The organism is Streptomyces sp. NPDC058239 (assembly GCF_042882185.1).
In the GTDB taxonomy this organism is placed as follows: domain Bacteria; phylum Actinomycetota; class Actinomycetes; order Streptomycetales; family Streptomycetaceae; genus Streptomyces.
The window spans coordinates 1-23315 of sequence record NZ_JBHVWS010000022.1; the positions used below are offsets into that span (position 1 = coordinate 1).

The following is a 23315-nucleotide window of genomic DNA, read 5'->3' on the forward strand; positions in this document are numbered from 1 at the left end:
TTTCCCTTTCCGGCGAGTCCGACTCTATCAGATCCTTTCGGGCCTGATTCCCAGTCAGCGGGGTTTGTCTTCCCGGCCGTTGGGCCGTTCCGACGTCCAAACTCTAGCGGATTTTCCCGGCGACTCATAATCGAGTCTTCGAAATCAATTTCGGCATGCCGAAATTTTCCCGAGTGGGAGATCGTGCTGAGTTTTGGTTGCCGCATTCGCGGCGGGATCGGTTGTCGCAGAACCGTTCCGGCTCCGTGACAACTCGAAGAACCTTACGGATCGAGGAGGGACGTGTCAACCTCGCCAGGTCAAGCCGTTTTACCGCGTGTCCGACAGGAGTTCAGCCCAGGTCGGTGAGGCGGCCGCCGGCGTCCGGCTGGGCGTGTTCCACGCGGCGCAGGAGGCGGATCAGCATGTCGCCGAGGACACCGCGTTCGTCGCCCGTGAGGTCCTGGAGCAGGTCCTCCTCGAAGTCGGAGGCCATGCGCATCGCCTCCAGCCACTTCGTACGGCCCTCGTCGGTCAGCTCGACGATCACACGCACCCGGTTGTTCTCGTCCCGGTCGCGGGTGACCAGGCCCTCGCCCGCCATGCGGTCGATGCGGTGGGTCATCGCCGCCGGGGTGAGACCGAGGCGCTTGGCCAGCTCTCCCGGGCCCAGACGGTACGGGGAGCCGGACAAGACCAGGGTCTTGAGGACTTCCCACTCGGCGTTGCTGATGCCGAGGGCGGCGACCTGGCGTCCGTACGCCACGTTCATCCGGCGGTTCAGTCGGCCCAGGGCCGAGACGACCTGCTCGACCTGGGGGTCCAGGTCACGGAACTCGCGCTGATAGGCGGCGATCTGCTCGTCGAGGCTCGGCTCCTGGGGGCCGGGCTGCTCGGTGGTGTCAGGCATGGCGGGCAGTATCGCACGCCTTCCAAAGCCGTCGAAGTCCTTCGGTCTGAATTGTTGAGCTTCTAACTTTAGTGCTAAAGTCTTCGGGTTCGAGTCGTTCGGAAGGCTCGACAAGACACTTCGAGACCTTGAGGTAGGTGAGTGTGACCAGGGAGATGGGTGCAGCACTGCGGCGGATCCAGCTGGGGAGCGCGCTGAGCGCGTTCGGGCTGGGGTTCACCGTTCCGTATCTGTACGTCTATGTGGCACAGGTACGGGATCTGGGTGCCGGTACGGCGGGAGTCGTGCTGGCGGTCTTCGCCATGGCAGCGCTCGCCGTTCTGCCGTTCACCGGGCGTGCCATCGACCGGCGCGGTCCGCTGCCCGTACTCGTCGTCGCCTCGGTCGTCGCTTCCCTGGGCGCAGCCGCCCTCGGCCTGTCCTCGGGTGTGACCGCCTCCGTGCTGTCGGCCGCGGTCCTCGGCGCGGGTACGGCGGTCATGCAGCCGGCGCTCGCCACCATGCTCGTGTGGTGCTCCAGCACCGCCACCCGTACTCGTGCCTTCGCCATGCAGTTCTTCCTGCAGAACCTCGGGCTCGGCATCGGCGGGCTGGTCGGCGGGCAGATCGTCGACACGAGCCGGCCGGAGACCTTCACCCTGCTGTTCCTCATCGAGGCCGCGATGTTCATCGTGCTCGGTGTCATCGCCTCCACGGTGCGGCTGTCCCGTACGCCTTCCTTCTCCGACGCCAGGCCGACCGACGGGTCCAAGGCGCCGGGCGGGCTGCGGGCGCTGCTCTCGCACCGGGCCATGGTGCAACTGTGCGTGCTGGGCTTCGTGCTGTTCTTCGCCTGCTACGGACAGTTCGAGTCCGGGCTCGCGGCGTACGGCACCGAGGCCGCCGGAATCCAGCCCTCGACGCTCGGTATCGCGCTGGCCGCCAACACCGCCGTCATCGTCGTGGCTCAGTTCGTCGTGCTGCGTCTGGTGGAGCGCCGCAGGCGCAGCCGGGTCATCGCCTCGGTCGGTCTGATCTGGGCGTTCGCCTGGATCGTGGCGGGGTACGCGGGGCTCGGGCACGGCAGCCAGACCATGGCGACGGCCGCGATGATCTCCACGTACGCGCTGTTCGGGCTCGGTGAGTCGATGCTGTCGCCGACCGTGGCGCCGCTGGTCGCCGATCTGGCGCCGGAGTCGATGGTCGGGCAGTACAACTCCGCGTTCGCCCTTTGCAAGCAGCTCGCGCTGGCGGTCGGTCCTGCCGTGGGCGGGCCGATGGGGGCGACGCTGCACGGCCCTTACATCGTGACGTTCGTGCTGTTCTCGCTGGGCATCACGGTGCTGGCGCTGCGGCTCGGCCGGCAGCTCACTCCCGTACAGGATCAGCCTTCGATCGAGACGGTGCCGTCCAGGGTGGTGGCCGTGTCACTGCCGGAGGCCGAGCCCGTGGTTGCCTCCGCCGTCACCACTCGCTGAGGCGGTAGAGCGGTAGAGCGGTAGAGACGAGTAGGGGTCCTGCTTCGGCAGGGCCCCTACTGCGGCAGGGTGAATTCGCACCAGACCGCTTTGCCGCCGCCCGGTGTGCGGCGGCTGCCCCAGGACGTGGCGATCGTCGCGACGATGGAGATGCCGCGGCCCGCTTCGTCCGCCGGGGCGGCTCGTCGGCGGCGCGGCAGGTGGTCGTCGCCGTCGGTCACCTCGATGATCAGGCGGCGATCGGTGCGGCGCAGGCCCAGGCGCATCGGCGGGGTGCCGTGCTTGAGGGAATTCGCGACGAGTTCGCCGGCGGCCAGGACGCCCAGATCGCAGAGTTCGACCGGGAAACGCCACGACGTCAGGACGCCGGTCGCGAAGGCGCGAGCGCGCGGGGCCGCTTCGATGCCGCCGAGAAGATCGAGCGAGGCGTTGTGGAACAGCTCCGCGTTCGCCCCCGTTCGGGCGGGGTGCTGGACCACCAGCACCGCCACGTCGTCGTCGTGTTCCGCGGTGACGCCGAGGGAGCGGATCAGCCGGTCGCAGACCACCTGGGGGGAACCCTTGGCACCGGACAGGGCGCGTTCCAGAGAGGCGACGCCCTCGTCGATGTCCTCGCTACGGCGCTCCACCAGGCCGTCCGTGTAGAGGACCGCGGTGGAGCCGGGCGGCAGCGCGATCGTGCCCGATGCGTGGATCCAGCCGCCGGTGCCGAGCGGCGGTCCTGTCGGGTCCTCGGCGCGGTGGACCGTACCGTCCTCGTGGCACACCAGGATCGGGAGGTGCCCGGCGGAGGCGTAGACGAGCCTGCCCTCGTTCGGATCGTGGACCGCGTAGGCGCAGGTGGCGATCTGGCTGGCGTCGATCTCGGCGGCGAGACCGTCGAGGAGCTGGAGCACCTCGTGCGGCGGGAGGTCGAGGCGGGCGTAGGCGCGCACGGCCGTGCGGAGCTGGCCCATGACGGCGGCGGCTCGCACCCCACGGCCCATCACATCCCCGATGACCAGGGCGGTGCGGCCTGCGCCGAGAGTGATGACGTCGTACCAGTCGCCGCCGACCGCGGCGTCCGTGCCGCCGGGCTGGTAGGTGGCGGCGATCCGCAGGTCGTCGGGCTGCTCCAGCTCCTGCGGGAGCAGGGAGCGCTGGAGGGTGACGGCCGTTTCGCGGTGGCGGCGCTCGCTGGCACGGAGCCGTTCGGCCGCTTCGGCGTGGTCGGTGACATCGACGGCGTACACGAGCACTCCGCCTTCGCTGCCTTTGTTCCTGCTCTTGCCGCTCCGGTTGCCCTTGTTCTGTTTCTTGTTCCCGTCGGCGCCGTCGGTTTCGCCGTCGATGTCCCTGTGCACCGGGGTGCAGGTCACGGTGTACGAATTGCCGTTGCGGACCTTGCGGGACTTGACCGTACGGGGTGTGCCACTGCGCAGGACCTGGTCCATGAGAGGCAGCAGGCTGAGCTCGGTGAGCTCGGGCATGGCCTCGGCGGCGGTGACGCCGGCCCGGCGCGGTCCGAAGGCGGCGGCGTAGGCGTCGTTGACGTACGCGATCCGGTGGTCGGGGCCGTACACCAGGGCCACCGGAGCGGGCAGCTGGCCGAGGATGTCCCGGGCGGAGAGATCCTCCAGGGCGGGGCCGCGGTCCCCGGGAGGTTCGCCGTGCGTGTCGTGGTGCGTGTCGCCGCTCTTGTCACCAGGCGTGTCACTGCGCGTGTCGCCGTCCGGCGGGCAGGGCCCGGTCTCGGGCTGTGCGTACTCGGCGCGGGCCGAGGGCAAGGGACTGCGGTCGTCCCGTGCGGCGGCGCGGCGCTGCGTTCCGGGTAGGCGGGCGCTCCAACGCGTGAAGTTCACGGAATTTCTGGCCTCGTGTGTCGGTCTGGTCCGCTCGGGCGGGCTGCTCACTGTCGGTCACTGCCGGCCGGGTCACTCTGTGCAGGTGTGGGTCCACCCATGGTCACACGTCCAGTGTGACGGACCGTACTGACAGTTGTCGGTACGGCCGGGTCCCGGGTGGGCACGCAGGCGGGCCGACGGGCAGTCAGCCGCCGTTCCTCGGCGGGCCGTCGGTCCCTGGTGGGTGGCCGGGCCCCGGCGTGCCGTCGGCGTTCGGTGGGCCGGTCCGCCCCGGGCGTCTGCCTCCTGCGGCGAGTTCGAATTCGGCGCGCGGGTGTTCCAGCGAACCGAGGGAGACGATCTCGCGTTTGAAGAGCCCGGCGAGGGTCCATTCGGCAAGGACACGGGCCTTCCGGTTGAACGTCGGGACGCGGCTGAGGTGGTACGTGCGGTGCATCAGCCAGGCCGGGTAGCCCTTGAGCTTACGGCCATAGACATGGGCGACGCCCTTGTGGAGACCGAGTGAGGCGACGGAGCCCGCGTAGCTGTGCCGGTACTCCTTGAGGGGTTCGCCGTCGATCGACGCGAGGACGTTCTCGGCGAGGACCTTGGCCTGGCGCACGGCGTGCTGGGCGTTGGGGGCGGTCTCCTTGCCCTTCTCCGCGGCGGTCAGGTCGGGTACGGCCGCGGCGTCCCCGGCGGCCCAGGCGTGCTCGACCCCTTCGACGGTGAGTTCCGCCGTGCATGTGAGCCTGCCGCGCTCGTTGAGCGGCAGGTCGGTGGCGGCGAGGATCGGCGCGGGTTTGACGCCCGCGGTCCACACGAGGGTGCGGGTCGGGAAGCGGGAACCGTCGCTCAGGACGGCGATGCGGTCCTCGCAGGACTCCAGCCGGGTGTCCAGACGTACGTCGATATTGCGGCCTCGCAGCTCACGGATCGCGTAGGTGCCCATGGCGTCGCCGACCTCGGGAAGGATGCGGCCGGTCGCCTCCACGAGGATCCATTTCAGGTCCTCTGCCTTGATGTTGTGGTAGTACCGCGAGGTGTAGCGGGCCATGTCCTCCAGCTCGGCCAGGGCCTCGACGCCCGCGTATCCGCCGCCGACGAAGACGAAGGTGAGGGCGGCGTCGCGGATGGCCGGGTCGCGGGTGGCGGAGGCGATGTCCATCTGCTCGATGACATGGTTGCGCAGGCCGATGGCCTCCTCGATGGTCTTGAAGCCGATGCCGTGGTCGGCGAGGCCGGGGACCGGAAGGGTGCGCGAGACGGAGCCCGGTGCGAGGACGAGTTCGTCGTACGGGATCTCTACGGCGCCGGTGCCGTCCTCCCCGGTGGCGAGGGTGGTGACGGTCGCCGTGCGTTTGGCGTGGTCGATGCGTTGTGCCTCACCGATCACGATCTTGCAGTGCGCCAGGATCCGGCGCAGCGGCACGACGACATGGCGCGGTGAGATCGAACCGGCGGCCGCTTCGGGCAGAAATGGCTGATACGTCATATAAGGCTCGGGCGTGACGACGACGATCTCGGCCTCACCGTTTCTGAGTCTCTGCTTCAGCTTCCGCTGGAGACGCAGCGCTGTGTACATCCCGACGTAGCCGCCGCCGACGACGAGAATGCGCACGCCCGGCGGGGGGCCGGGGGGTGTTCCCCCGGAATCTGAAGCCATCACCACCCCATGACGCAACGTGTTCAAGGGTTTGTCCACAGCCCCGGCAAATTGTGTGACCGGAGGTTCTGGACGGGCCGGTGCTGCTGATCGCGGCGACAACACGGAAGCTGCGCAGGTCAAGGGTTGGAGTGGGGGCCGTCGGCGGGGGTCGAATCAGTAACCAACCGGTCCTTGCTCCGATCGGGGGGCGCTCCGTGCGGAACTACCCCCTTCTGAATTGACCCGGGCTCAACTATGTTCGTATGTCGTCGGGGTGTCGGGTTGGGGTCATGATCCACACTCTGACTAAACGGCGGGAAGTCTCCGGGGGGAGACGTCATAACCGGGGGAACAGTTATGCACATTCAGGATTCTCATTGGCAGACTGCTGCGGCAGTTACGTCCCATTCGTCCGACGGAAACGGACGAAACGGAGCGGTGGGGACAGTGGACACGGTGGGTCCGGTCGTGGCGGCCGGAACAGGCGGCACGGCCGGAACAGCCGGGGCCGCCGGAGCGAACGGTCGCTCGGCTCCGCTCCGCGTGGACGCACAGCGCAATCTGGAGCATGTACTGCGAGCCGCACGCGAGGTGTTCGGCGAGCTGGGATACGGGGCTCCGATGGAGGACGTGGCGCGTCGCGCCAAGGTCGGAGTCGGCACGGTGTACCGGCGGTTCCCGAGCAAGGACGTGCTGGTGCGGCGGATAGCCGAGGAGGAGACCTCCCGGCTGACGGACCAGGCGCGGACCGCGCTGGGCCAGGAGGAAGAGCCGTGGTCGGCGCTGTCGCGCTTCCTGCGAACGTCCGTGGCCTCGGGCGCGGGGCGGCTGCTGCCGCCGCAGGTGCTCCGGGTCGGGGTCGATGCCGACGCCGACGACTCGAACGCGGTCGGGGAGTCGGGGGCCATAGCGGCCTCCGTATCGGACTCGGGTCCTGGCAGTGCCCGGGACGAGACACGGGTGCCTCAGCAGCGGCAGGGCGCGGGTCAGGCCGACCTCCGGCCGGACGACGGGCCTTCCGTCACGGAGACCGGCATCGAGGACGACACGGGAGCCGGCGAACTGCTGGAGGTCGTCGGCCGGCTGGTGGACCGGGCACGGGCAGCCGGTGAGCTGCGCCGTGATGTGACGGTGGCGGATGTGCTGCTGGTCATCGCGACGGCGGCGCCTTCGCTGCCCGATGCGGATCAGCAGGCTGCGGCTTCGAGTCGACTGCTGGACATCCTGCTGGAAGGGCTGCGTTCACGACCGGTCGCGTGAGAGGGCTTCGCGGTAGCGGAATGCCGTGCGCGCCGGCATGTGAGCGTGGTGCGCGTGCGTGCCGGCGCGTGAGCGCGGTGACTGTGGCGGCACGCGGTGACGCCCCGAGGGTGCCGGTGCGCGGGCGTGTTGTGCGCGAGTGCGCCGGCTCTTCGGGGCGGGTGGCTGGGGTGAGCGGTCGGATCGGACCGGGTGGCTGGGGTGCGCCTTCGGCGCGATTGACCCGGCGTGAATGCGCTGGGCGTTGAGTGGTGGGCGTGGCCCGTTCAGGTGGGTCCCGCTCGGCAGCCCGTCGTCGCTCGTGCACCGCTCGCCCTCCCCCTCCCCTTCCGGCCTCCGCGTCCGTCCTCTCGACCGGGCCCGGACCGGGCGCTCTCTCTGCCCGCCGACCGGCTCTCCGTGGCGCCGGCTCGGCTCCCCTCCGGTCCTTGGCCGGCTCTCGCGCGTCGCTTGAATGGCTCTTGACGGGAGTTTCCTCGGCGCTTGATCGGCTCTTGTCGGTGGGGCGCTGCCCTTGGCCTGGAACCCACCCGGGCAAAAAAAGCTCATTGATCCTTCCCCGAACGAGTGGCCGCTAGTGCTCACATTCGGGAAAACGCCCCGGATGAGTGGTTGCCGGGGCTGAAGGTTCGGCGTGATTGCGCCATGTGGCACTCTTGCCCGGTGTTCGGGTCCGAAAGCGCATACGGGGGCTTCCGCGATGAGCGGTGACGGGCAGCAGGAAGAGTCGTTCGACGACGTTTCCGCCGTGGGTGGTGGTGTAGCGGAGGCCGGTGGGCTGTCCTCCCGGCAGGTACCGAGTCAGGGCGGACCCGGGCGGTCGGGTGGTGCCGCCGGGAGCGGTGCCGTCCTGCCCGGTCCGTGGCCGGGACCTGTCGAGGCCGACGTCGCGGTGCCGATGCAGCGGGAGGGCGGCCGAACCACCGCCGCCGATGCGTCCGGCTCCGCCTTCTCCGACGCCGAGTTGATCAGGCAGATGCGGGACGGCGACGATCTCGCGTACGAGGAGCTGTTCCGGCGGCACTCGGACGCGGTGCGCCGTTACGCGCGGACCTGCTGCCGGGACGCGCACACCGCCGACGACCTGACGGCGGAGGTCTTCGCCCGCACACTGCAGGCGGTACGCAGAGGCAAGGGGCCGGAAGAAGCGGTACGGGCCTACCTCATGACGGCTGTCCGGCATGTCGGAGCCGCGTGGACCAAGACCGCGAAGCGGGAGCGATTGGTCGATGACTTCGCGGTGTTCGCCGCCCAGGCGTCCCAGTCCTCCCAGGTGTCGGACGCGGACACGCTCGACCTCGGTGCCGATGTGCTGGCGATGCACGGGGCCGAGCAGTCGATGGCGATGCAGGCGTTCCGCAGTCTGCCGGAGCGCTGGCAGGCGGTGCTGTGGCACACCACCGTCGAGGAGGAGTCGCCCAGCGACATCGCCCCGCTGTTCGGACTGACCGCCAATGCCACGGCGGTTCTGGCCAGCCGGGCCCGCGAAGGGCTCAAGCAGGCCTACCTGCAGGCGCATGTGAGCCAGGCGCTCACCTCGGGCGGCGACTGTGCGCGTTACGCCGACCGCCTCGGCGCGTATGCCCGGGGTGGACTCCGGATGCGCGCCGAGCGCGGGTTGCGGGGGCACCTGGACGAGTGTGTGAAGTGCCGGCTCGCAGCGGGTGAACTGGCCCATGTCAACGCCGGGATTCCTGCGCTGCTGCCGGTCGCGGTCATCGGCTGGTTCGCCGCCGGGTATGCGCTCAAGGCTGCCGGAATCGTCACTGGTGGCGCGGCGGGAGCCGCGGGCGCGGGTGCCGCCGCAGCCGCGACCGGTGGAGGCTCGTCCGGAGGCACGGCCGGTGGTGCCGCGCTCTCGGAAGGGCTCGGTGCCCCGGCGAAGGCCGGTATCGCGGCAGCGGTTGCCGTGACCGTGACGGCCGGACTGGCCTGGGCACTGGTCGGCAACGACCAACCGAAGCCCGAGGCCAGGCATACGGCCAAGCCGGCTGCCGTGGCGCCCGCGGTGCCGACGCCCGCACCGCCGAAGTCGAGGCCGAAGCCGACACCGCCGCCGAAGCCCGATGCCCCGGCGCCGCCCGCACCGCCTGCCCCGTCCCCGACTCCCCCACCGAAGCCGACGTCTGCTCCGACGCCGCCGACGGCGCCCACCCCCAAGCCGACATCGCCGCCCGAGCCCTCCACACCTGCCACGTCGAAACCGCCCGCCCCGACCCCGCCACCGCCGCCACCGCCACCGCCACCGCCGACCGTCTACCAGGTCAGCGAGCTGAGCTACTCGATGCTGGGTGACCACACCCGACCGGAGGTGGTGATCGGTGAGAGCAACTGGGTCTGGCAGCGTTCCAACCTGTCGATCGGCGGCACGCGGTACGCGCACGGGGTGACCGTCCACAGCAAGTCCTCGGTCACCATCCAGCTGAACCGGCAGTGCACTCGGTACGAGGCCATGGTCGGGGTCGACGACATGACGATGGGGCTCGGTCCGCTGCGCTTCTCCGTCTTCAACGGTGCCGGGACGCGGCTGTGGCAGTCCCCGGTGATGAACGGCAACGACCCTGCCGTACCCGTCGGGGTCGGTATCACCGGTCAGGAAAGGATCCGGCTCGTCGTCGAGCGGGTACGGCCGGGCGGCGGCGCGGCTCTCGCCGACTGGGCGGATTCGACCATCAGTTGTCGGTGAGGGAGCCCGGGAGTTCTGCGGTGATGCGGGTCAGGAGCTCGATGACGTCGTCGACCGTAAGCGTGCGGCCTGCGGCGTGCTCCGACTCGTACAGCTGAGGTCCCAGTTCCTCGCGCGCCTGTCGCTCGACCTCGTCCGCCTCGGCCTGTTGTGCCTCGGTCCGGGAGCCGGACAGACGCCAGCCATCGGCTGCCGCCAGGATCCGTACGGCAGCTCCGTAGCGGCCCACCCTCGGCAGCACGCTCGCCACGCCGTCCGCCAGATGTCCGGTGACGAGCTCGGCGCACTGGGCGTCCCGCGCCACGCGGAGTGCGAGCGTCAGACCCCGTACCCCGGCCACCGGGCCGCCCTCGGGCCCCGGCTCATGCACGGCGATCCGGGCAGCCAGCCCCTCGACCACCGCGGTGAAGTGCGACGGCGGGCTGCCGCTTCCGGCCGAGGCCTGCGCCTCGGTGACCAGCCGTCGCGCCTTCGCGATCTCGCCGCGGTCCAGGGCCAGGGTGGCGCGCAGGAAGTGGGCGTAGGCGCGGGCGTCGTGCACCTGGTAGCGCTCCGCCTCGGTCTCCGACTCGGCCAGAGTCCGCTCGAAGCCCACCATGTCTCCGGTCCGGTAGTCGAGTTCGGCGAGGCGGGCGAGGAGGAACGGTCCCTCGGCGTGCGCTCCGACCTCGCGGGCGAGCAGCAACGCCTCCTCGTACGCCGCGCGCGCCTCCTCGTACCGTCCGCGCATCATTCCGGCCTCCGCGGCGGCGCCCGCGACCTGCGCACGCAGCCAGCGGTCGCCGACGCGGCGGCCCAGCTCGCGCAGCTCGGCGAGATCGTCGTCGACACCGGGCATGCCGCCGGGCAGGTCGACGACCATGTGGGTACGGAACAACAGCGTGACGCCGTACTCCCAGCCGCCGCCGTGGATACGGGCGTTGGCGACCGCCACATCGATCATCTCGTGCGCTTCGGCGGTGGTGCGGCTCACGAACAAGGTGATCGGCCAGATCAGTCCCGGGAAACGAGCGGACTGCGGACCGGACGACCTGAACGCGTCGCCCACGCGGCCCATCAGGGCCCGGCGCCGGTCATCACCGCGGATGTCGTCGGCCGGGCGGCTCTCCGCGGCGAGGAAGTACCGCAGTACCTCCAGATGCATGCGCGGCCAGAAGCGAGGGTCGCTGCCGTCGGCCGGTTCCGGTCCGAGCGCCACGGCCCGCTCGGCCCAGGTGAGGCCCTCGGGACGGAAGTTCCGCAGAAACCAGAACCACCCCATACCGAGAACCAGGCGCACCGCATCCGGTTCGGACGGGCTGGTGACGATGGTGCGGTGCAGGGCGGCCCGGATGTTGTCGAGGTCCGTCTCCAGGCGTTCGATCCAGGGAAGCTGGTCGCCGGAGCGAAGGCGGGGCTCGGCCTCCTCGACCAGTGCGACGAAGTACTCGGTGTGCGCACTCGCGGCGGCGGAGCGGACGTCCGGGGTCTCGGCTGCGCGTTCGGTGGCGTACTCGTGGATGGTCTCCAGGAGGCGGTAGCGCATCTCACCCGAGGCGGTCGGGGTGGCGACGACGAGGGACTTGTCGACGAGAGCGCCGATCAGGTCGGCGACGGCATTCCGGGCGGGAGCCGCGTCCGGTGCCTCGCCGGCCGGAGCTGCTCCAGCCGTGGTGACGGCTTCCGCGGCGGGCAGGTCCCAGCCACCCGCGAAGACGGAGACCTGCCGCAGAACCGCGCGTTCGTCCTCGTCGAGCAGGTCCCAGGACCAGTCGACGACCGCGCGCAGCGTCTGCTGACGCGGCAGTACGGTACGGGCTCCGCCGGTCAGCAGACGAAACCGGTCGTCGAGCCGGTCCGCGATCTGGCGCGGGCTGAGCAGTCGCAACCGGGCAGCGGCGAGTTCGATGGCGAGCGGCTGTCCGTCGAGCCGCCGGCAGATCTCGGCGACGGCATCCGGATCGTGTGCGGCCTCCTGCTCGGGGTCGAAGTCGGGACGTACGGCGCGGGCGCGCTCGGCGAACAGCCGGTGGGCGGGGTCGGCCGGGAGCGGGCCGACCGGGCGTACGGATTCGCCGGGGACGCCGAGGGGTTCGCGGCTGGTGGCGAGTATGCGCAGCTGCGGGCAGTGGGTGAGCAGGGTCTCGGCGAGGCCGGCGGCCGCGTCGATGACGTGTTCGCAGTTGTCCAGAATGAGCAGGAAGGGGCGGATGCGTGAGCCGTGCCCCAGGTGCTCGACGAGAAGGCCGGTCGGGTCGGTGCGCAGTGGCTGCCCGTCGCGGTTGCTGTCCCGGAGGAGGGTCGTCTCACGCAGACCGAGAGCGGAGAATACGGCTCCGGGAACATCTACGGGGTCGTCCACGGAGGCGAGTTCCGCGATCCAGGCGTCCGTGGGGGCCGAGGCCGCCAGGCCTCCCCGGGCGGCGGCCTCCTCGGCGAGACGGGTCTTGCCGGAGCCGCCGGGGCCGGTGAGGGTGACCAGACGGGATCGGGTCAGATCGGTGCGGATGGAGCGCAGTTCGGGCTCACGGCCGACGAATGAGGTGAGCCGGGGGCGGAGGCCGGGGGCGTGTTTCGGTGTGTTGGGTGAGCCTGACGCGGCCGGTGCGGCTGCTTCGGATGACGCGCCCGGCTGAGGAGTGAGCAACTCCCGGTGAAGTGCGATCAGTTCCGGTCCGGGATCGGTGCCGAGGCGGTCGGCGAGGGCGCGGCGAGCGTCCTCGTAGGCGGCCAGCGCGTCGGCCTGGCGGCCATCGGCTCGCAGGGCGCGGATCAGCTGGGCCCGGAAGCGTTCGTCGTACGGGTGGGCGGCGGTCAGCTCCTTGAGCTCCGGTACGAGGGTGCGCGGGCCGGCAACAGGCCCCACGCCGACAGCGGCACCCGCACCGGCACCGGTCGCCGCACACCGCAGGTCGGCCTCGATGCGGCGCTCCAGCGCGGCCAGGCGGTGGGCCTGCGGGCGCAGGCCGTGGCCGTGGCCGTGGTCCCGGTCCGGCAGGTCGGCCAGGGCCGGGCCGCGCCACAATGCGAGCGCGGTACGGAGCGTGCGGGCCGCCGTCACGGGGTCGCCCGCGTCGAGCTCGGCGGCCCCCTGCCGGTACAGCCGCTCGAACACATGCAGGTCGACCTCGTCGGGCGCGGCCTCCAGGCGGTAGCCGCCTTGGGCGCTCGCGATCGCATCCCTGCCCAGGACTCGACGCAGCCGGCCCACGAGGGCCTGGAGCGCGGCGGGAGCGTCGTACGGGGGATCGCCGGCCCATACGTCGTCGACGAGATCGGCGACGGGGACGGGCCGGCCCGTACGCAGGGCGAGGGCGGCGAGGAGGGCGCGCAGCCGTGTACCGCCCACGGGCAGCGCACTGCCGTTCTCGTCTCGCGCCTCGGTGACGCCCAGGATCAGATACCGCACCCGGCCATTCTGTCCCGCGGGGCGGCCGGAAGCAGGCGCCCACCGACAACGGGTGCTGCAGCTACTACGGCTGCAGCGTCGGCCTCATGGGGACGACTCCGCCCGCGACCGCACGCTGGCGGGGTGCCGCCGTGCCCGTCCAGCAGGTGCCGCGCCGCGAGACGAGGCGGCGGAGCCAGAGTTCCGTGGCCGCCAGGTGTGCCAGGCCGTCCAGCGGGAGCGGTTCGCCCTCGGAGGCCGCGCGCAGGGCCTTCCGTACGACACGGGCCTCGACCAGGCCCGCGTCGGCGAGCAGCGGTGCGTCGAAGAGGGCGATCAGGTCGGGGAGGGCGGCGCGCAGTCCGGTGCGGGCGGTCGCGTTCGAGGTGGCGTGGGAAGGGGCGCCCCAGCCGGGCGGCAGTTCGTGGATGCCCGCGCCCGCGAGCACCCGGCGCAGAACCGCGGCGCGGGCGCCCGGCTGGACCCGGAGCGATTCGGGGAGCGCGCGGGCGGCGCGTACGACCTGATTGTCGAGGAACGGGGCGTGCAGCCGCTGGCTGCGGTTCTCCGCGGCCTGTTCCAGGATCCGGTGGTCGGCGGCGTACCGCGCAAGGGCGGCCCGGGCGCGGGCCTCGCCCGGGCGCTGTACGGAGGTGGGGCGGATCGCCGCTTCCTGCAGACGAACCGATACTTCGGCGAGCGCCTCCCCCGTGAGCCAGCGCGCGGCGGGCCCCGGCCGCGACCAGGCGAGGGCGGCGAGCGAGGCGTCGGCGGGGGTGTCGAGGTCGGGGGTGTGGCGGTTGGCGTCCGGCAGCCGGTCGGCCGCCGTTTCCAGGCCGGTGCGGTACGACGTACGGGACAGGCGGCGGGCCGCGCGGTAGACGGTCAACGGGACGAAGAGGGAGTGCGCGGTCGGGCCCTCGGCCTTGGCGAGTGCGGCGACCGGGCGCAGCAGATGGCGTCGGCGCCGGTCCATCAGCAGGTCGGCGAGGCGGGCCGGGTGGGCGTCGAGCACCTGCCGGGCGCCGCCGCCGACGAAGTGGTCGGCGCTGCCGGAGGCGAGGCGGCGGCGGTGGCGCTCGGCCACGACGAGGGACGGGGCGGGTTCATCGGTGAGCGGGCCGCCGCCCAGGTCGGCGTAGGGCAGGGCCTCTTCCCCGGCGGCGACGACGACATGGTGCAGGCGCGGGTTGGCAGCGATGACCCGGGCGCGTTCGAGTTCGTCCTCGTGTCCGCGTGCGGTGAGGTCGTTGAAGGTGACGGCGAGCAGCCGCTCCCCCGCCCCCGTGCCGTGGCCGAGGAGGGTGCCGGGCAGGCCCGGCAGTCCGGCGGCGAGCAGGGCGAGGGTGGCGGAGGCGCTGCCTCCGGAGAGGTCGGCGCCGATGCCGGGTACGGGTGCGCCGCGGGCGGCGCGTCGTTCGGCGGGCCCCATGCCGGGGACCGGTCCGGGGTCGGGCGGCAGGGTTTCGGGTGCATGGCGCGGGGCGGTGAGTCTGGCGCGTACGGCTTCGACCAGTGCGTCGCGCACCCCGTCGACGGCGCTGACCGGGTCGAGTTGGGGCGCGGCGACGGCGAGGGACGCCACCGCCTCGTACCCGGTGATCTCGCGCGAGCCCTCGCGGAGGATGAGCGCGTGCCCGGGCGGGATGCGCTTCACTCCCGCGTACGGGGTGCCGTCGCGCAGCGCCTCCGGTGTTTCGGGGCAGGCGAGCAGGGCGGCCAGGTGACCGATGTCCAGCTGGGCTTCGATGAGGTCGGCGAGCGGGAGTGCGGCGGTGGCGTACGCCGTACCGCCGGCCCAGGGTGTGTAGAAGACCGGGCGGGCTCCGGCGAGGTCCCCGATGACGGTGATCCGGCGGCCGACCTGGACGACGGTCGTGTAGCTGCCGGGCCAGGAGGTGAGATGGCGCAGGGCTCCGCCGCGGGCGGCGAGGAGGCCGGTGCGCAACTGTTCGTCGGTGGCGCTGCAGCAGCCGAGGACGGCCAGCCGGGCGGTGGGCGCGCCTTCGGCGGTTTCGGCCGCGCTGATACGGATCTCGTCGGGGCGCCAGTCGCCGACGGCCCAGAGAGGATCGGGGTCTCCCCACAGGAGTTGGGATCCGACGGGGTGCATCGTGCGCCCCTCGCCGGCGGCGCCGACGGCACCCGCCGTGCCGAAGCTCGCGGCGATACTGCTCCACCCCACCAACCAACGCATCGCCGCCTCCACAGGCTGTGGACAAAACGGCGCAGCAGGGAAGTACCGGGAGAACTGCGGTAACGCGCGGCGCCGTTGCGAACATGCTGCCACGACAAAGGCGCGCAGGAGGGGCTACGGACGGCGCACGTCGGAAGCGCATGCGCCCCTGGCAAAGGCCGGGCCGGGACGGACGGCGGCCGGGTGCGGACGGACGCACGTCGGGGCGGCAATCGGCGGCGGGTTTCCCGAGGGCTGACCGACACGCGGCCCGCGCGAGGCGGTTCATGCGCCAACGGGCTTACGGATTGGGCGTGTTGCGTTCCCCGTACGCGCGAGATCCACCAGCCGAAATCCAGCCACACCCCGGACCGCCCACGGACCGGTGGCGGACGACCTCCGAACGGTCGACGCGATGTCCGTGAATCGGTCGGCCCAACCTAGGTCGACCGACGACATTCAGCCATTCTCAGAGCACACTGCAACCCGGCGACAGGGAACTCGACGCATCAGAAGTCCCTTTTCGCCCCACTTCATTCCCCGATTTTTCCCGAATCCCTCCTGGAATCCTCCGTCGGTCGCAGGAGATCGCCACCGGGGCGGCGGGCAGCCCCGGTACAGGCCCCGCACCCGGTCCCGTACCGCTGTCGACGCACAGTCCGGGAGGTGCTGTTCACCTCCCGGACCGGTCCGCCGCCTGCGGGGAATGAGGCGGCAGTGTCCCCCAGCCCACTGAGTCCAATGCAGTGGACCGACCCACGCAGCAACCATGGAAGCGCTTCCGAAACGGCCGTACGAGAGCGCACGGCCGGGCGCACGGCCACACACCAGGAGCACGTACAGGGCTCGGTGGGCGGTGTCGCCGCCACATGCGAACGGTGCCTCCGGGAGCGCACGAACAGGGTGTCGAGCGGGGTCCCTGGACGGGTCCGAGCCGGCTTCCGGGGCGCTGCGCGCGGCGACCGGAGCGGCACCGCGGCGGCCACCGGAGCGGCGCCGCGAAGCCGCTCGCGTCCGCACGGACAACAATCCCGCCATACGGACGTCTGCCCCTTAACGGTAGGGATGCGGCGAACTACGCTGGGTTTACTGAGGTTCTCGGCAGGAGGCATATTCCTCGGGGCTCGGCCAAATGCGTGTGCGGCCGGAGTGCCGGGGTTCGTCCCTGGGGAGGACACGGTACGAATGCCGCGCGCCGCAACGGTGACGCGGCTGCCGTCTGTGTGTCGAGGGGTGGCGCATGTCCAGGGAGCAACGCGGACCGAACGAGAAGCTCGGAACCGTTCTCGCCCTCGCGGGAATCAGCAACGCCGGGCTCGCCCGGCGGGTCAACGACCTCGGGGCGCAGCGCGGTCTGACACTCCGCTACGACAAGACCTCGGTGGCCCGGTGGGTCTCCAAGGGCATGGTGCCGCAGGGCGCCGCGCCCCATCTCATCGCGGCGGCGATCGGCGCCAAACTCGGCCGGCCGGTCCCGCTGCACGAGATCGGGCTCGCGGACGCCGATCCGGCGCCGGAGGTCGGACTGGCCTTTCCGCGCGATGTGTCCGAGGCCGTCCGTTCGGCGACCGAGCTGTACCGGCTGGATCTGGCCGGGCGACGGGCGGGCAGCGGCGGGATCTGGCAGTCGCTGGCGGGTTCGTTCTCGGTGAGTGCGTACGCGACGCCCGCGTCCCGCTGGCTGATATCCCCCGCCGACCCGTCGGTGGCGCGCGACTCGACAGCCGCCGAGGCAGCCATCCTCGGCACCCAGGCCGCAAGGGGCGCACGCCCCGGTGCAGGGGCGCAGAGGGCGCCGGGCACGGCGGGCGCGGCAGCGGGGCAGAGCGCGGAGGCGGAGTCCGGCGCGCCGGGCGTGGCAGGAACGGCGGGCACATCCGGCGCGGCGGGGGCCCTGGCCACTCAGGCGATGCCGGTAACCCTGGGGGCACAGCGGACAGCGTCCATCCCCGCCCAGCCGGGCCCGGAGACCGCGCCCACGCCCACGCCCACCAGCGCGAACACGATCACGAGCGACATCTCCCCGCTGCGGGTCGGCCACAGCGACGTCTCCAAGCTGCGCGAGGCGGCCCAGGACGCCCGCCGCTGGGATTCCAAGTACGGCGGCGGGGACTGGCGTTCCTCCATGGTCCCCGAGTGCTTACGCGTGGATGCCGCGCCACTGCTGCTCGGTTCGTACAGTGACGAGGTGGGCCGGGCGCTCTTCGGCGCGGCGGCCGAACTGACCAGACTCGCCGGGTGGATGGCCTTCGACACCGGCCAGCAGGAGGCCGCGCAGCGCTACTACATCCAGGCACTGCGGCTCGCGCGGGCCGCGGCCGACGTACCTCTCGGCGGCTATGTGCTCGCCTCGATGTCACTGCAGGCGACCTACCGCGGCTTCGCCGACGAGGGGGTCGACCTCGCGCAGGCCGCCGTCGAACGCAACCGGGGGCTCGCCACGGCCCGCACCATGAGCTTCTTCCGCCTGGTGGAGGCGCGCGCCCATGCGAAGGCGAGTGACGCACCGGCCGCAGGGGCAGCGCTGAAGGCCGCCGAGGGCTGGCTGGAGCGGTCCAGGGACGGCGATGCGGACCCCTCCTGGCTGGGCTTCTACTCGTACGACAGGTTCGCGGCCGATGCCGCGGAGTGCCACCTCGATCTGAAGGCGCCCCGGCAGGTGCGGCGCTTCACCGAGCAGGCACTGTCCAGACCCACCGAGGAATTCGTCCGCTCGCACGGACTGCGCCTCGTGGTGTCGGCGGTGGCCGAGCTGGAGTCGGGGAATCTGGACGCGGCCTGCGCGGCGGGCACCCGGGCGGTGGAGGTGGCGGGCCGCATCTCCTCGGCGCGGACCACGGAGTACGTACGGGATCTGCTGCACCGGCTCGAACCGTACGGGCACGAGCCGCGCGTCGCCGAGCTGCGCGAAAGGGCCCGGCCGCTGCTGGTGGCGCCCGCGTAGCCGGACCGCGCGGGACGGACCCACGCACCTCCTCACCGTGTCGCCATGACGTCCTTGCGGCATACAAACAGTGTCCGGGCGGCGTCCCGGCGGCATCCGGCCGCCGCCAGGCGTAAGGATTCGGCGCCACGCTGGGCTTCGCTGGTTTGAATGCGATGTCAGTGGGTCAGTGCACTATCGGGGTGGGAGGTGGCGTGATGATGACGCACGCGGCGTACGACTGCGATGTGCTGGTGATCGGCGGCGGGATCGTCGGCCTGTCGACGGCGTATGCGATCACGCGCACCGCTCCGGGCACCCGGGTGGCGGTGCTGGAGAAGGAGTGGGGCCCCGCCCGTCACCAGACCGGGCGCAACAGCGGAGTGATCCACAGCGGCATCTACTACCGCCCCGGCTCGCTCAAGGCCCGTTACGCGGTGCGCGGCGCCGCCGAAATGGTCGATTTCTGCGCCGAGCACGGCATCTCGCACGCGGTGACCGGCAAGCTGATCGTCGCGACCGAGCGGTCCGAGCTGCCCCGGCTGCACGCACTGGTCCAGCGCGGCCGGCAGCACGGGCTGCCGGTGCGCGAGCTGGGGCCCGCCCAGATCGCGGAGTACGAGCCGCAGGTGCACGGCCTCGCCGCGATCCGCGTCGGGACGACCGGGGTGTGCGACTTCGGGGCGGTCGCGGCGCGCTTCGCCGCCGAGGTGAGCAGGGCGGGCGGAGTGATCCGTTACGGGGCGGAGGTCACCGCGATCGACCGGCGCCCCTGGGGTGTGGCGGTGCGTACGGCGGACGGTCCGGTGGTGCGGGCCCGGGTGCTGGTCAACTGCGCGGGGCTGCACTGCGACCGGGTGGCGCGGCTCGCGGGCGACGACCCGGGGGTCCGGATCGTGCCCTTCCGGGGGGAGTACTACGAGCTGGCGCGGCCGGAGCTGGTGCGCGGCCTGGTCTATCCGGTGCCCGATCCGGCGTTCCCGTTCCTCGGCGTGCATCTGACCCGTGGCCACGACGGCAGCGTCCACGTCGGGCCGAACGCGGTGCCGGCGCTGGCCCGCGAGGGGTACGGCTGGCCCGTCGTGCGCCCCCGTGAGCTGGCGGACACCCTGGCCTGGCCCGGCACCTGGCAGATCGCGCGCAGACACTGGCGGTACGGGGCGGGCGAGGTGCGCCGTTCGCTGTCGAAGCGGGCGTTCACGGCAGCCGTGCAGCGGCTGCTGCCCGAGGTCACGGAGTCCGATCTGCGCCCGGCCCCGGCCGGGGTCAGGGCCCAGGCCGTGCTGCGGGACGGCACCCTGGTGGACGACTTCCTGATCCGCGAGGCCCCGCACACCGTGCATGTGCTGAATGCTCCGTCGCCCGCCGCGACGGCCTCCCTGCCCATCGGGCGGGAGGTGGCACGCAGGGCGCTGCTCCGGGCACGGAGGACGGGGTGGAAGCCGCCCGCCGTAGAATCGGGGCATTGTGTCTGAGTCCTTGAATCCCTCCGCAGATCCTTCCGCGAATCCTTCCGCTCCGACGCCCGGCGAGGCCGCGGCCGGGGCGAGCAGCTCCGCAGCCGGGACGGGCACCGTCTCCTCGGTCCACGCCCCCGCCTCCGCCGCCGCCGGGATTCCGGACGATCTGCGCGCCGCCTCCTTCGAGCGGCAGCGCAGGCTGCGCCAGGAGCCGCGCTTCCCCGGCGGACCCGCGATCGATCCGGCCGGATCGCACCACGAGCGCCGGATCCGCAGCTTCCAGCCGCGCCGCAGCCGCGTCACGCCCGGCCAGGAAGACGCCCTGCTGCGGCTCTGGCCGAAGTGGGGCCTGGACATCGACGGGCAGCGCGTCCTCGACCTGCCCGAGCTGTTCGACGGGCTCCCGGCCGTGCTGGAGATCGGTTTCGGAATGGGTGAGGCCACAGCGCAGATGGCGGCCGACGACCCGGGTACGGGCATTCTCGCCGTCGATGTGCACACCCCGGGCCAGGGCAATCTGCTCGGTCTCGCGGACCGGAACGGCCTGTCCAACATCCGTGTCGCCAACGGTGACGCGATCATCCTGCTGCGCGAGATGCTGAAGCCGGACTCGTTGGACGGGCTGCGGGTGTACTTCCCCGACCCGTGGCCCAAGAAGCGCCATCACAAGCGTCGGCTGATCCAGCCGGAGTTCCTCGATCTGGTGGCGCAGCGGCTGAAGCCGGGGGCCGTGATCCACTGTGCGACCGACTGGGAACCGTACGCCGAGCAGATGCTGGAGGTGCTGACCGCGCACCCCCTCTTCGAGAACACCCTGGCGGACGGCGGCTACGCGCCGCGGCCGGCGTTCCGGCCGCTGACCCGGTTCGAGGGGCAGGGCCTCGACAAGGGCCATGTCGTGCACGACCTGCTCTTCGCCCGCCGCTGAGACCTGCTCGCGGAGCCGGTGACGGGACCTGACGGACCCGTCGCCCCATGGCCAGCTGTCAGTGCTGGTCGTTAGGGTCATCGGGTGGTGTCCGACGGGTCTGTCCAGCAGCGGCAGTCGCAGCCGGCCGTTCCGCTTCTCGAGGAGCAGCGGGTCGGCGAGATTTTGGCTGCCGTGCCGGAGCGCAGGCACTGGCGCTACCGGCCGCGCCGCGTCGGCATGGTGTGGCGCAGCAGGACATTCCGTCTCGCGGCCGTGTTCACGGCGCTCGCGCTGTGCGGTCTGGCGATCCTGGCCCTGGTCCGCGATCAGACAGGCACCGAGGGGTTTCTCGTAGGTCTGGGTCTCGCCGTGCTGCCCGTCCCGCTCCTGATGGCGGCGTTCCGCTGGTTGGACCGGGTCGAACCGGCGCCGTGGCGGAATCTGCTGTTCTCCTTCGCCTGGGGTGCGTTCGCGGCCGCCCTGGTCGCGATCATCGCGAATTCGTTCGCGACCCGCTGGATAGCCACGGCCACCGCCGACCCGTCGGACGCCGACACCCTCGGCGCCACGGTCATAGCACCGGTCATCGAGGAGAGCGCCAAGGCCGCGGCCGTCCTGCTGATCTTCCTGTTCCGAAGGCGGGAGTTCAACGGAATCGTCGACGGTGTCGTCATCGCCGGCTTCACCGCGAGCGGCTTCGCCTTCACCGAGAACATCCTCTACCTGGGCACCGCCTTCGGTGAGGACCAGCAGATAGGCACCTCGGGCGTCGTCTCGGTGACCGCAGCGACGTTCTTCGTACGGGCGGTGATGTCGCCGTTCGCGCATCCGCTCTTCACGGTGCTGACCGGAATAGGTTTCGGGCTCGCCGCGGTCAGTGCGCGGCACCGCCGGATCCGCCGCATCGCGCTGCCGCTGCTGGGTCTTGTCCTCGCCATGGGCATGCACGCCCTGTGGAACGGATCGGCGTCATTCGGCCCGTACGGCTTCTATGCCGTGTACGGGGTGTTCATGGTCCCGGTCTTCGGCCTGGTCACCTGGCTGGCGATCTGGTCGCGCCAGCGGGAGCTGCGTACGCTCTCGGCCGAGCTGCCCGCCTATGCGGCGGCGGGCTGGCTGACCCCCGCCGAACCGCTCGCCCTCTCCTCGATGCGGGCCCGCGGCATGGCACGCGACGCGGCACGCCAACGACACGTCGCCGCAGCCTGGGGAAACCCTTACGGACCGGGATACCCGCAGGGATACGGACCGGGATACGCGCCGGGATTCGGGCCAGGACCTGCGTCGCCCGGAGGCGGGCCGTCGGCCCAGGTCAGGGCTCACTCCAAAGCACGGGCCAAGGCCCGCGGCAGGGCTGCCGCCCGCGCCGTCGCCGAGTACGAATCGTTCGCGACATCACTGGCCTCGCTGCGCCGGCAGGCCCGCCGCGGGGCGGCGGGCCCGGACTTCGCCGAGCGCGAGCTGGAGCTGCTGCATCATCTCTGGCAGCGCAGGGACGTGGCCGCTCCCGCCCTGACGTACGCGGCGCAGGCGACGGGCCGCCTGCGCCCCCACCGCCTGCCGACGGCCCCTTACGCACACCCGTTCCCGCAGCACACGCAGTACGGCGGCTACGGCTACAACCCCTATCTGGCCCCGCACCGGCCGCCGCCACAGCAGTAGCACAGCGCTCCAGGGGCGTTAACGGCCAGTCGTCCGCGATCCGGAAGGCCGGGCCGCCCCGCGTCAGGCGGATGCCTCGGTGAGGTCCGCCAGCTCCTGCTCGGTCAGCGAGAGGTCGGCGACGGCCACCAGCGCGGGCAGCTGCTCGACCGTACGGGCCGAGGCGATCGGCGCGGCGACGGTCGGCCGGGAAGCGAGCCACGCAAGCGCGACGGTCGCGATCTCCGCGTCGCGCTCCCGGGCGACCTTGTCGAGTGCTGCCAGGACCTTCTGTCCCCGCTCCGACTCCAGGTACTGACCGGCCCTTTCGGCCCGCGCGCTCTCCACCGAAGCACCCGGACGGTACTTGCCGGTGAGGAAGCCGGAGGCCAGGGAGAAGTACGGGACGGCGGCGAGCCCGGCCCGGGCGGCCGTGTCCTGGAGCTCTCCCTCATACGTGTCGCGGGAGACCAGGTTGTAGTGCGGCTGCAGGGCGACGTAACGGGCCAGCCCCTCGCGCTCCGAGAAGTCCAGGGACGCCTGGAGCCGCTCGGGGCTGATGTTGGAGGCGCCGATCTCCCGGACCTTGCCCTCCTTCACCAGCTGGTCGAGGGCGGTGATGATCTCCTCGACCGGGACGGTCTCGTCGTCGAAGTGCGTGTAGTACAGATCGATGTGGTCGGTGCCGAGCCGGCGCAGCGACTCCTCGGCCGCGGCCTTGATGTTCGCGGCGGAGAGCCCCTTGTACGAGGGGTGGGCGCCGACCTTGGTGGCGACGACGATGTCGGAACGGTTGGAGCGTGCCGCGAGCCACTTGCCGATGACGGTCTCCGACTCGCCGCCCTCGTTGCCCGGGATCCAGGCGGAGTAGGCGTCGGCGGTATCGATGAAGTTGCCGCCCGCCGCGGTGTAGGCGTCCAGCACGGCGAACGACTGCGCCTCGTCGGCGGTCCAGCCGAAGACGTTGCCGCCGAGGGCGAGCGGAAAGACCTGGAGGCCGGAAGGGCCCAGCTTACGAAGAGAAGTCATAACTGGATCAACGGATTCCGGCAGGTCCGCTATTCCGGCAGACCGG

General features: G+C 71.6%; 13 protein-coding genes. 7 read left to right on the forward strand and 6 right to left on the reverse strand.

What is annotated here, in order from left to right:
- Positions 1 to 331: 331 nt before the first annotated feature.
- Complete coding sequence (locus ACFVYE_RS23000) at positions 332 to 889, reverse strand: MarR family winged helix-turn-helix transcriptional regulator (RefSeq protein ID WP_383972913.1); 558 nt, start codon at positions 887 to 889, stop codon at positions 332 to 334.
- Between the two features lie 155 nt (positions 890 to 1044).
- Between ACFVYE_RS23000 and ACFVYE_RS23005 the strand changes: the two genes are divergently transcribed.
- Positions 1045 to 2346 carry an MFS transporter gene (locus tag ACFVYE_RS23005; protein WP_383972917.1) on the forward strand — a complete coding sequence of 434 codons (1302 nt, stop codon included), beginning with the start codon at positions 1045 to 1047 and terminating at the stop codon, positions 2344 to 2346.
- 56 nt (positions 2347 to 2402) lie between these two features.
- Here ACFVYE_RS23005 and ACFVYE_RS23010 read toward each other — a convergent pair whose 3' ends face one another.
- Together ACFVYE_RS23010 and ACFVYE_RS23015 are read right to left on the reverse strand one after the other, a co-directional pair.
- Positions 2403 to 4187: a SpoIIE family protein phosphatase gene (locus ACFVYE_RS23010; protein ID WP_389607127.1), complete on the reverse strand. Its 1785-nt coding sequence runs from the start codon at positions 4185 to 4187 to the stop codon at positions 2403 to 2405.
- 187 nt (positions 4188 to 4374) lie between these two features.
- Complete coding sequence (locus ACFVYE_RS23015; RefSeq protein ID WP_383972909.1) at positions 4375 to 5835, reverse strand: NAD(P)/FAD-dependent oxidoreductase; 1461 nt, start codon at positions 5833 to 5835, stop codon at positions 4375 to 4377.
- Positions 5836 to 6174: 339 nt separating this feature from the next.
- On the opposite strand from ACFVYE_RS23015, the gene ACFVYE_RS23020 reads away from it, so the two are divergent.
- A complete protein-coding gene (locus tag ACFVYE_RS23020; protein WP_389607129.1) occupies positions 6175 to 7077 on the forward strand; it encodes a TetR/AcrR family transcriptional regulator in 903 nt (300 codons plus the stop codon).
- 700 nt (positions 7078 to 7777) lie between these two features.
- Positions 7778 to 9763 carry a sigma-70 family RNA polymerase sigma factor gene (locus ACFVYE_RS23025; RefSeq protein WP_389607131.1) on the forward strand — a complete coding sequence of 662 codons (1986 nt, stop codon included), beginning with the start codon at positions 7778 to 7780 and terminating at the stop codon, positions 9761 to 9763.
- Here ACFVYE_RS23025 and ACFVYE_RS23030 read toward each other — a convergent pair.
- Both ACFVYE_RS23030 and ACFVYE_RS23035 read right to left on the reverse strand, forming a co-directional pair.
- Positions 9750 to 13151, reverse strand: a complete 3402-nt coding sequence (locus ACFVYE_RS23030) for an ATP-binding protein (RefSeq protein WP_389607133.1) — start codon at positions 13149 to 13151, stop codon at positions 9750 to 9752. The genes ACFVYE_RS23025 and ACFVYE_RS23030 overlap by 14 nt on opposite strands.
- 64 nt (positions 13152 to 13215) lie before the next feature.
- Complete coding sequence (locus ACFVYE_RS23035; RefSeq protein WP_383972900.1) at positions 13216 to 15327, reverse strand: asparagine synthase-related protein; 2112 nt, start codon at positions 15325 to 15327, stop codon at positions 13216 to 13218.
- A 1219-nt stretch (positions 15328 to 16546) separates the two neighbouring features.
- On the opposite strand from ACFVYE_RS23035, the gene ACFVYE_RS23040 reads away from it, so the two are divergent.
- The 4 genes from ACFVYE_RS23040 to ACFVYE_RS23055 all read left to right on the forward strand — a co-directional run bounded on the left by ACFVYE_RS23040 (position 16547) and on the right by ACFVYE_RS23055 (position 22261).
- A complete protein-coding gene (locus tag ACFVYE_RS23040; protein WP_383972898.1) occupies positions 16547 to 18250 on the forward strand; it encodes a sporulation protein in 1704 nt (567 codons plus the stop codon).
- A 197-nt stretch (positions 18251 to 18447) separates the two neighbouring features.
- The gene (lhgO, locus tag ACFVYE_RS23045) at positions 18448 to 19704 is read left to right on the forward strand and encodes an L-2-hydroxyglutarate oxidase (RefSeq protein WP_389607135.1); all 1257 of its coding nucleotides are present in this window, start codon (positions 18448 to 18450) and stop codon (positions 19702 to 19704) included.
- Positions 19705 to 19708: 4 nt separating this feature from the next.
- On the forward strand, positions 19709 to 20617 hold the full coding sequence (trmB, locus tag ACFVYE_RS23050) for a tRNA (guanosine(46)-N7)-methyltransferase TrmB (protein ID WP_389607137.1): 909 nt from the start codon (positions 19709 to 19711) through the stop codon (positions 20615 to 20617).
- 87 nt (positions 20618 to 20704) lie between these two features.
- Positions 20705 to 22261 carry a PrsW family intramembrane metalloprotease gene (locus tag ACFVYE_RS23055; RefSeq protein ID WP_389607262.1) on the forward strand — a complete coding sequence of 519 codons (1557 nt, stop codon included), beginning with the start codon at positions 20705 to 20707 and terminating at the stop codon, positions 22259 to 22261.
- 63 nt (positions 22262 to 22324) lie between these two features.
- On the opposite strand, the gene ACFVYE_RS23060 is transcribed toward ACFVYE_RS23055, so the two are convergent.
- Positions 22325 to 23269, reverse strand: a complete 945-nt coding sequence (locus ACFVYE_RS23060; RefSeq protein WP_389607139.1) for an aldo/keto reductase — start codon at positions 23267 to 23269, stop codon at positions 22325 to 22327.
- Between the last annotated feature and the right edge of the window lie 46 nt (positions 23270 to 23315).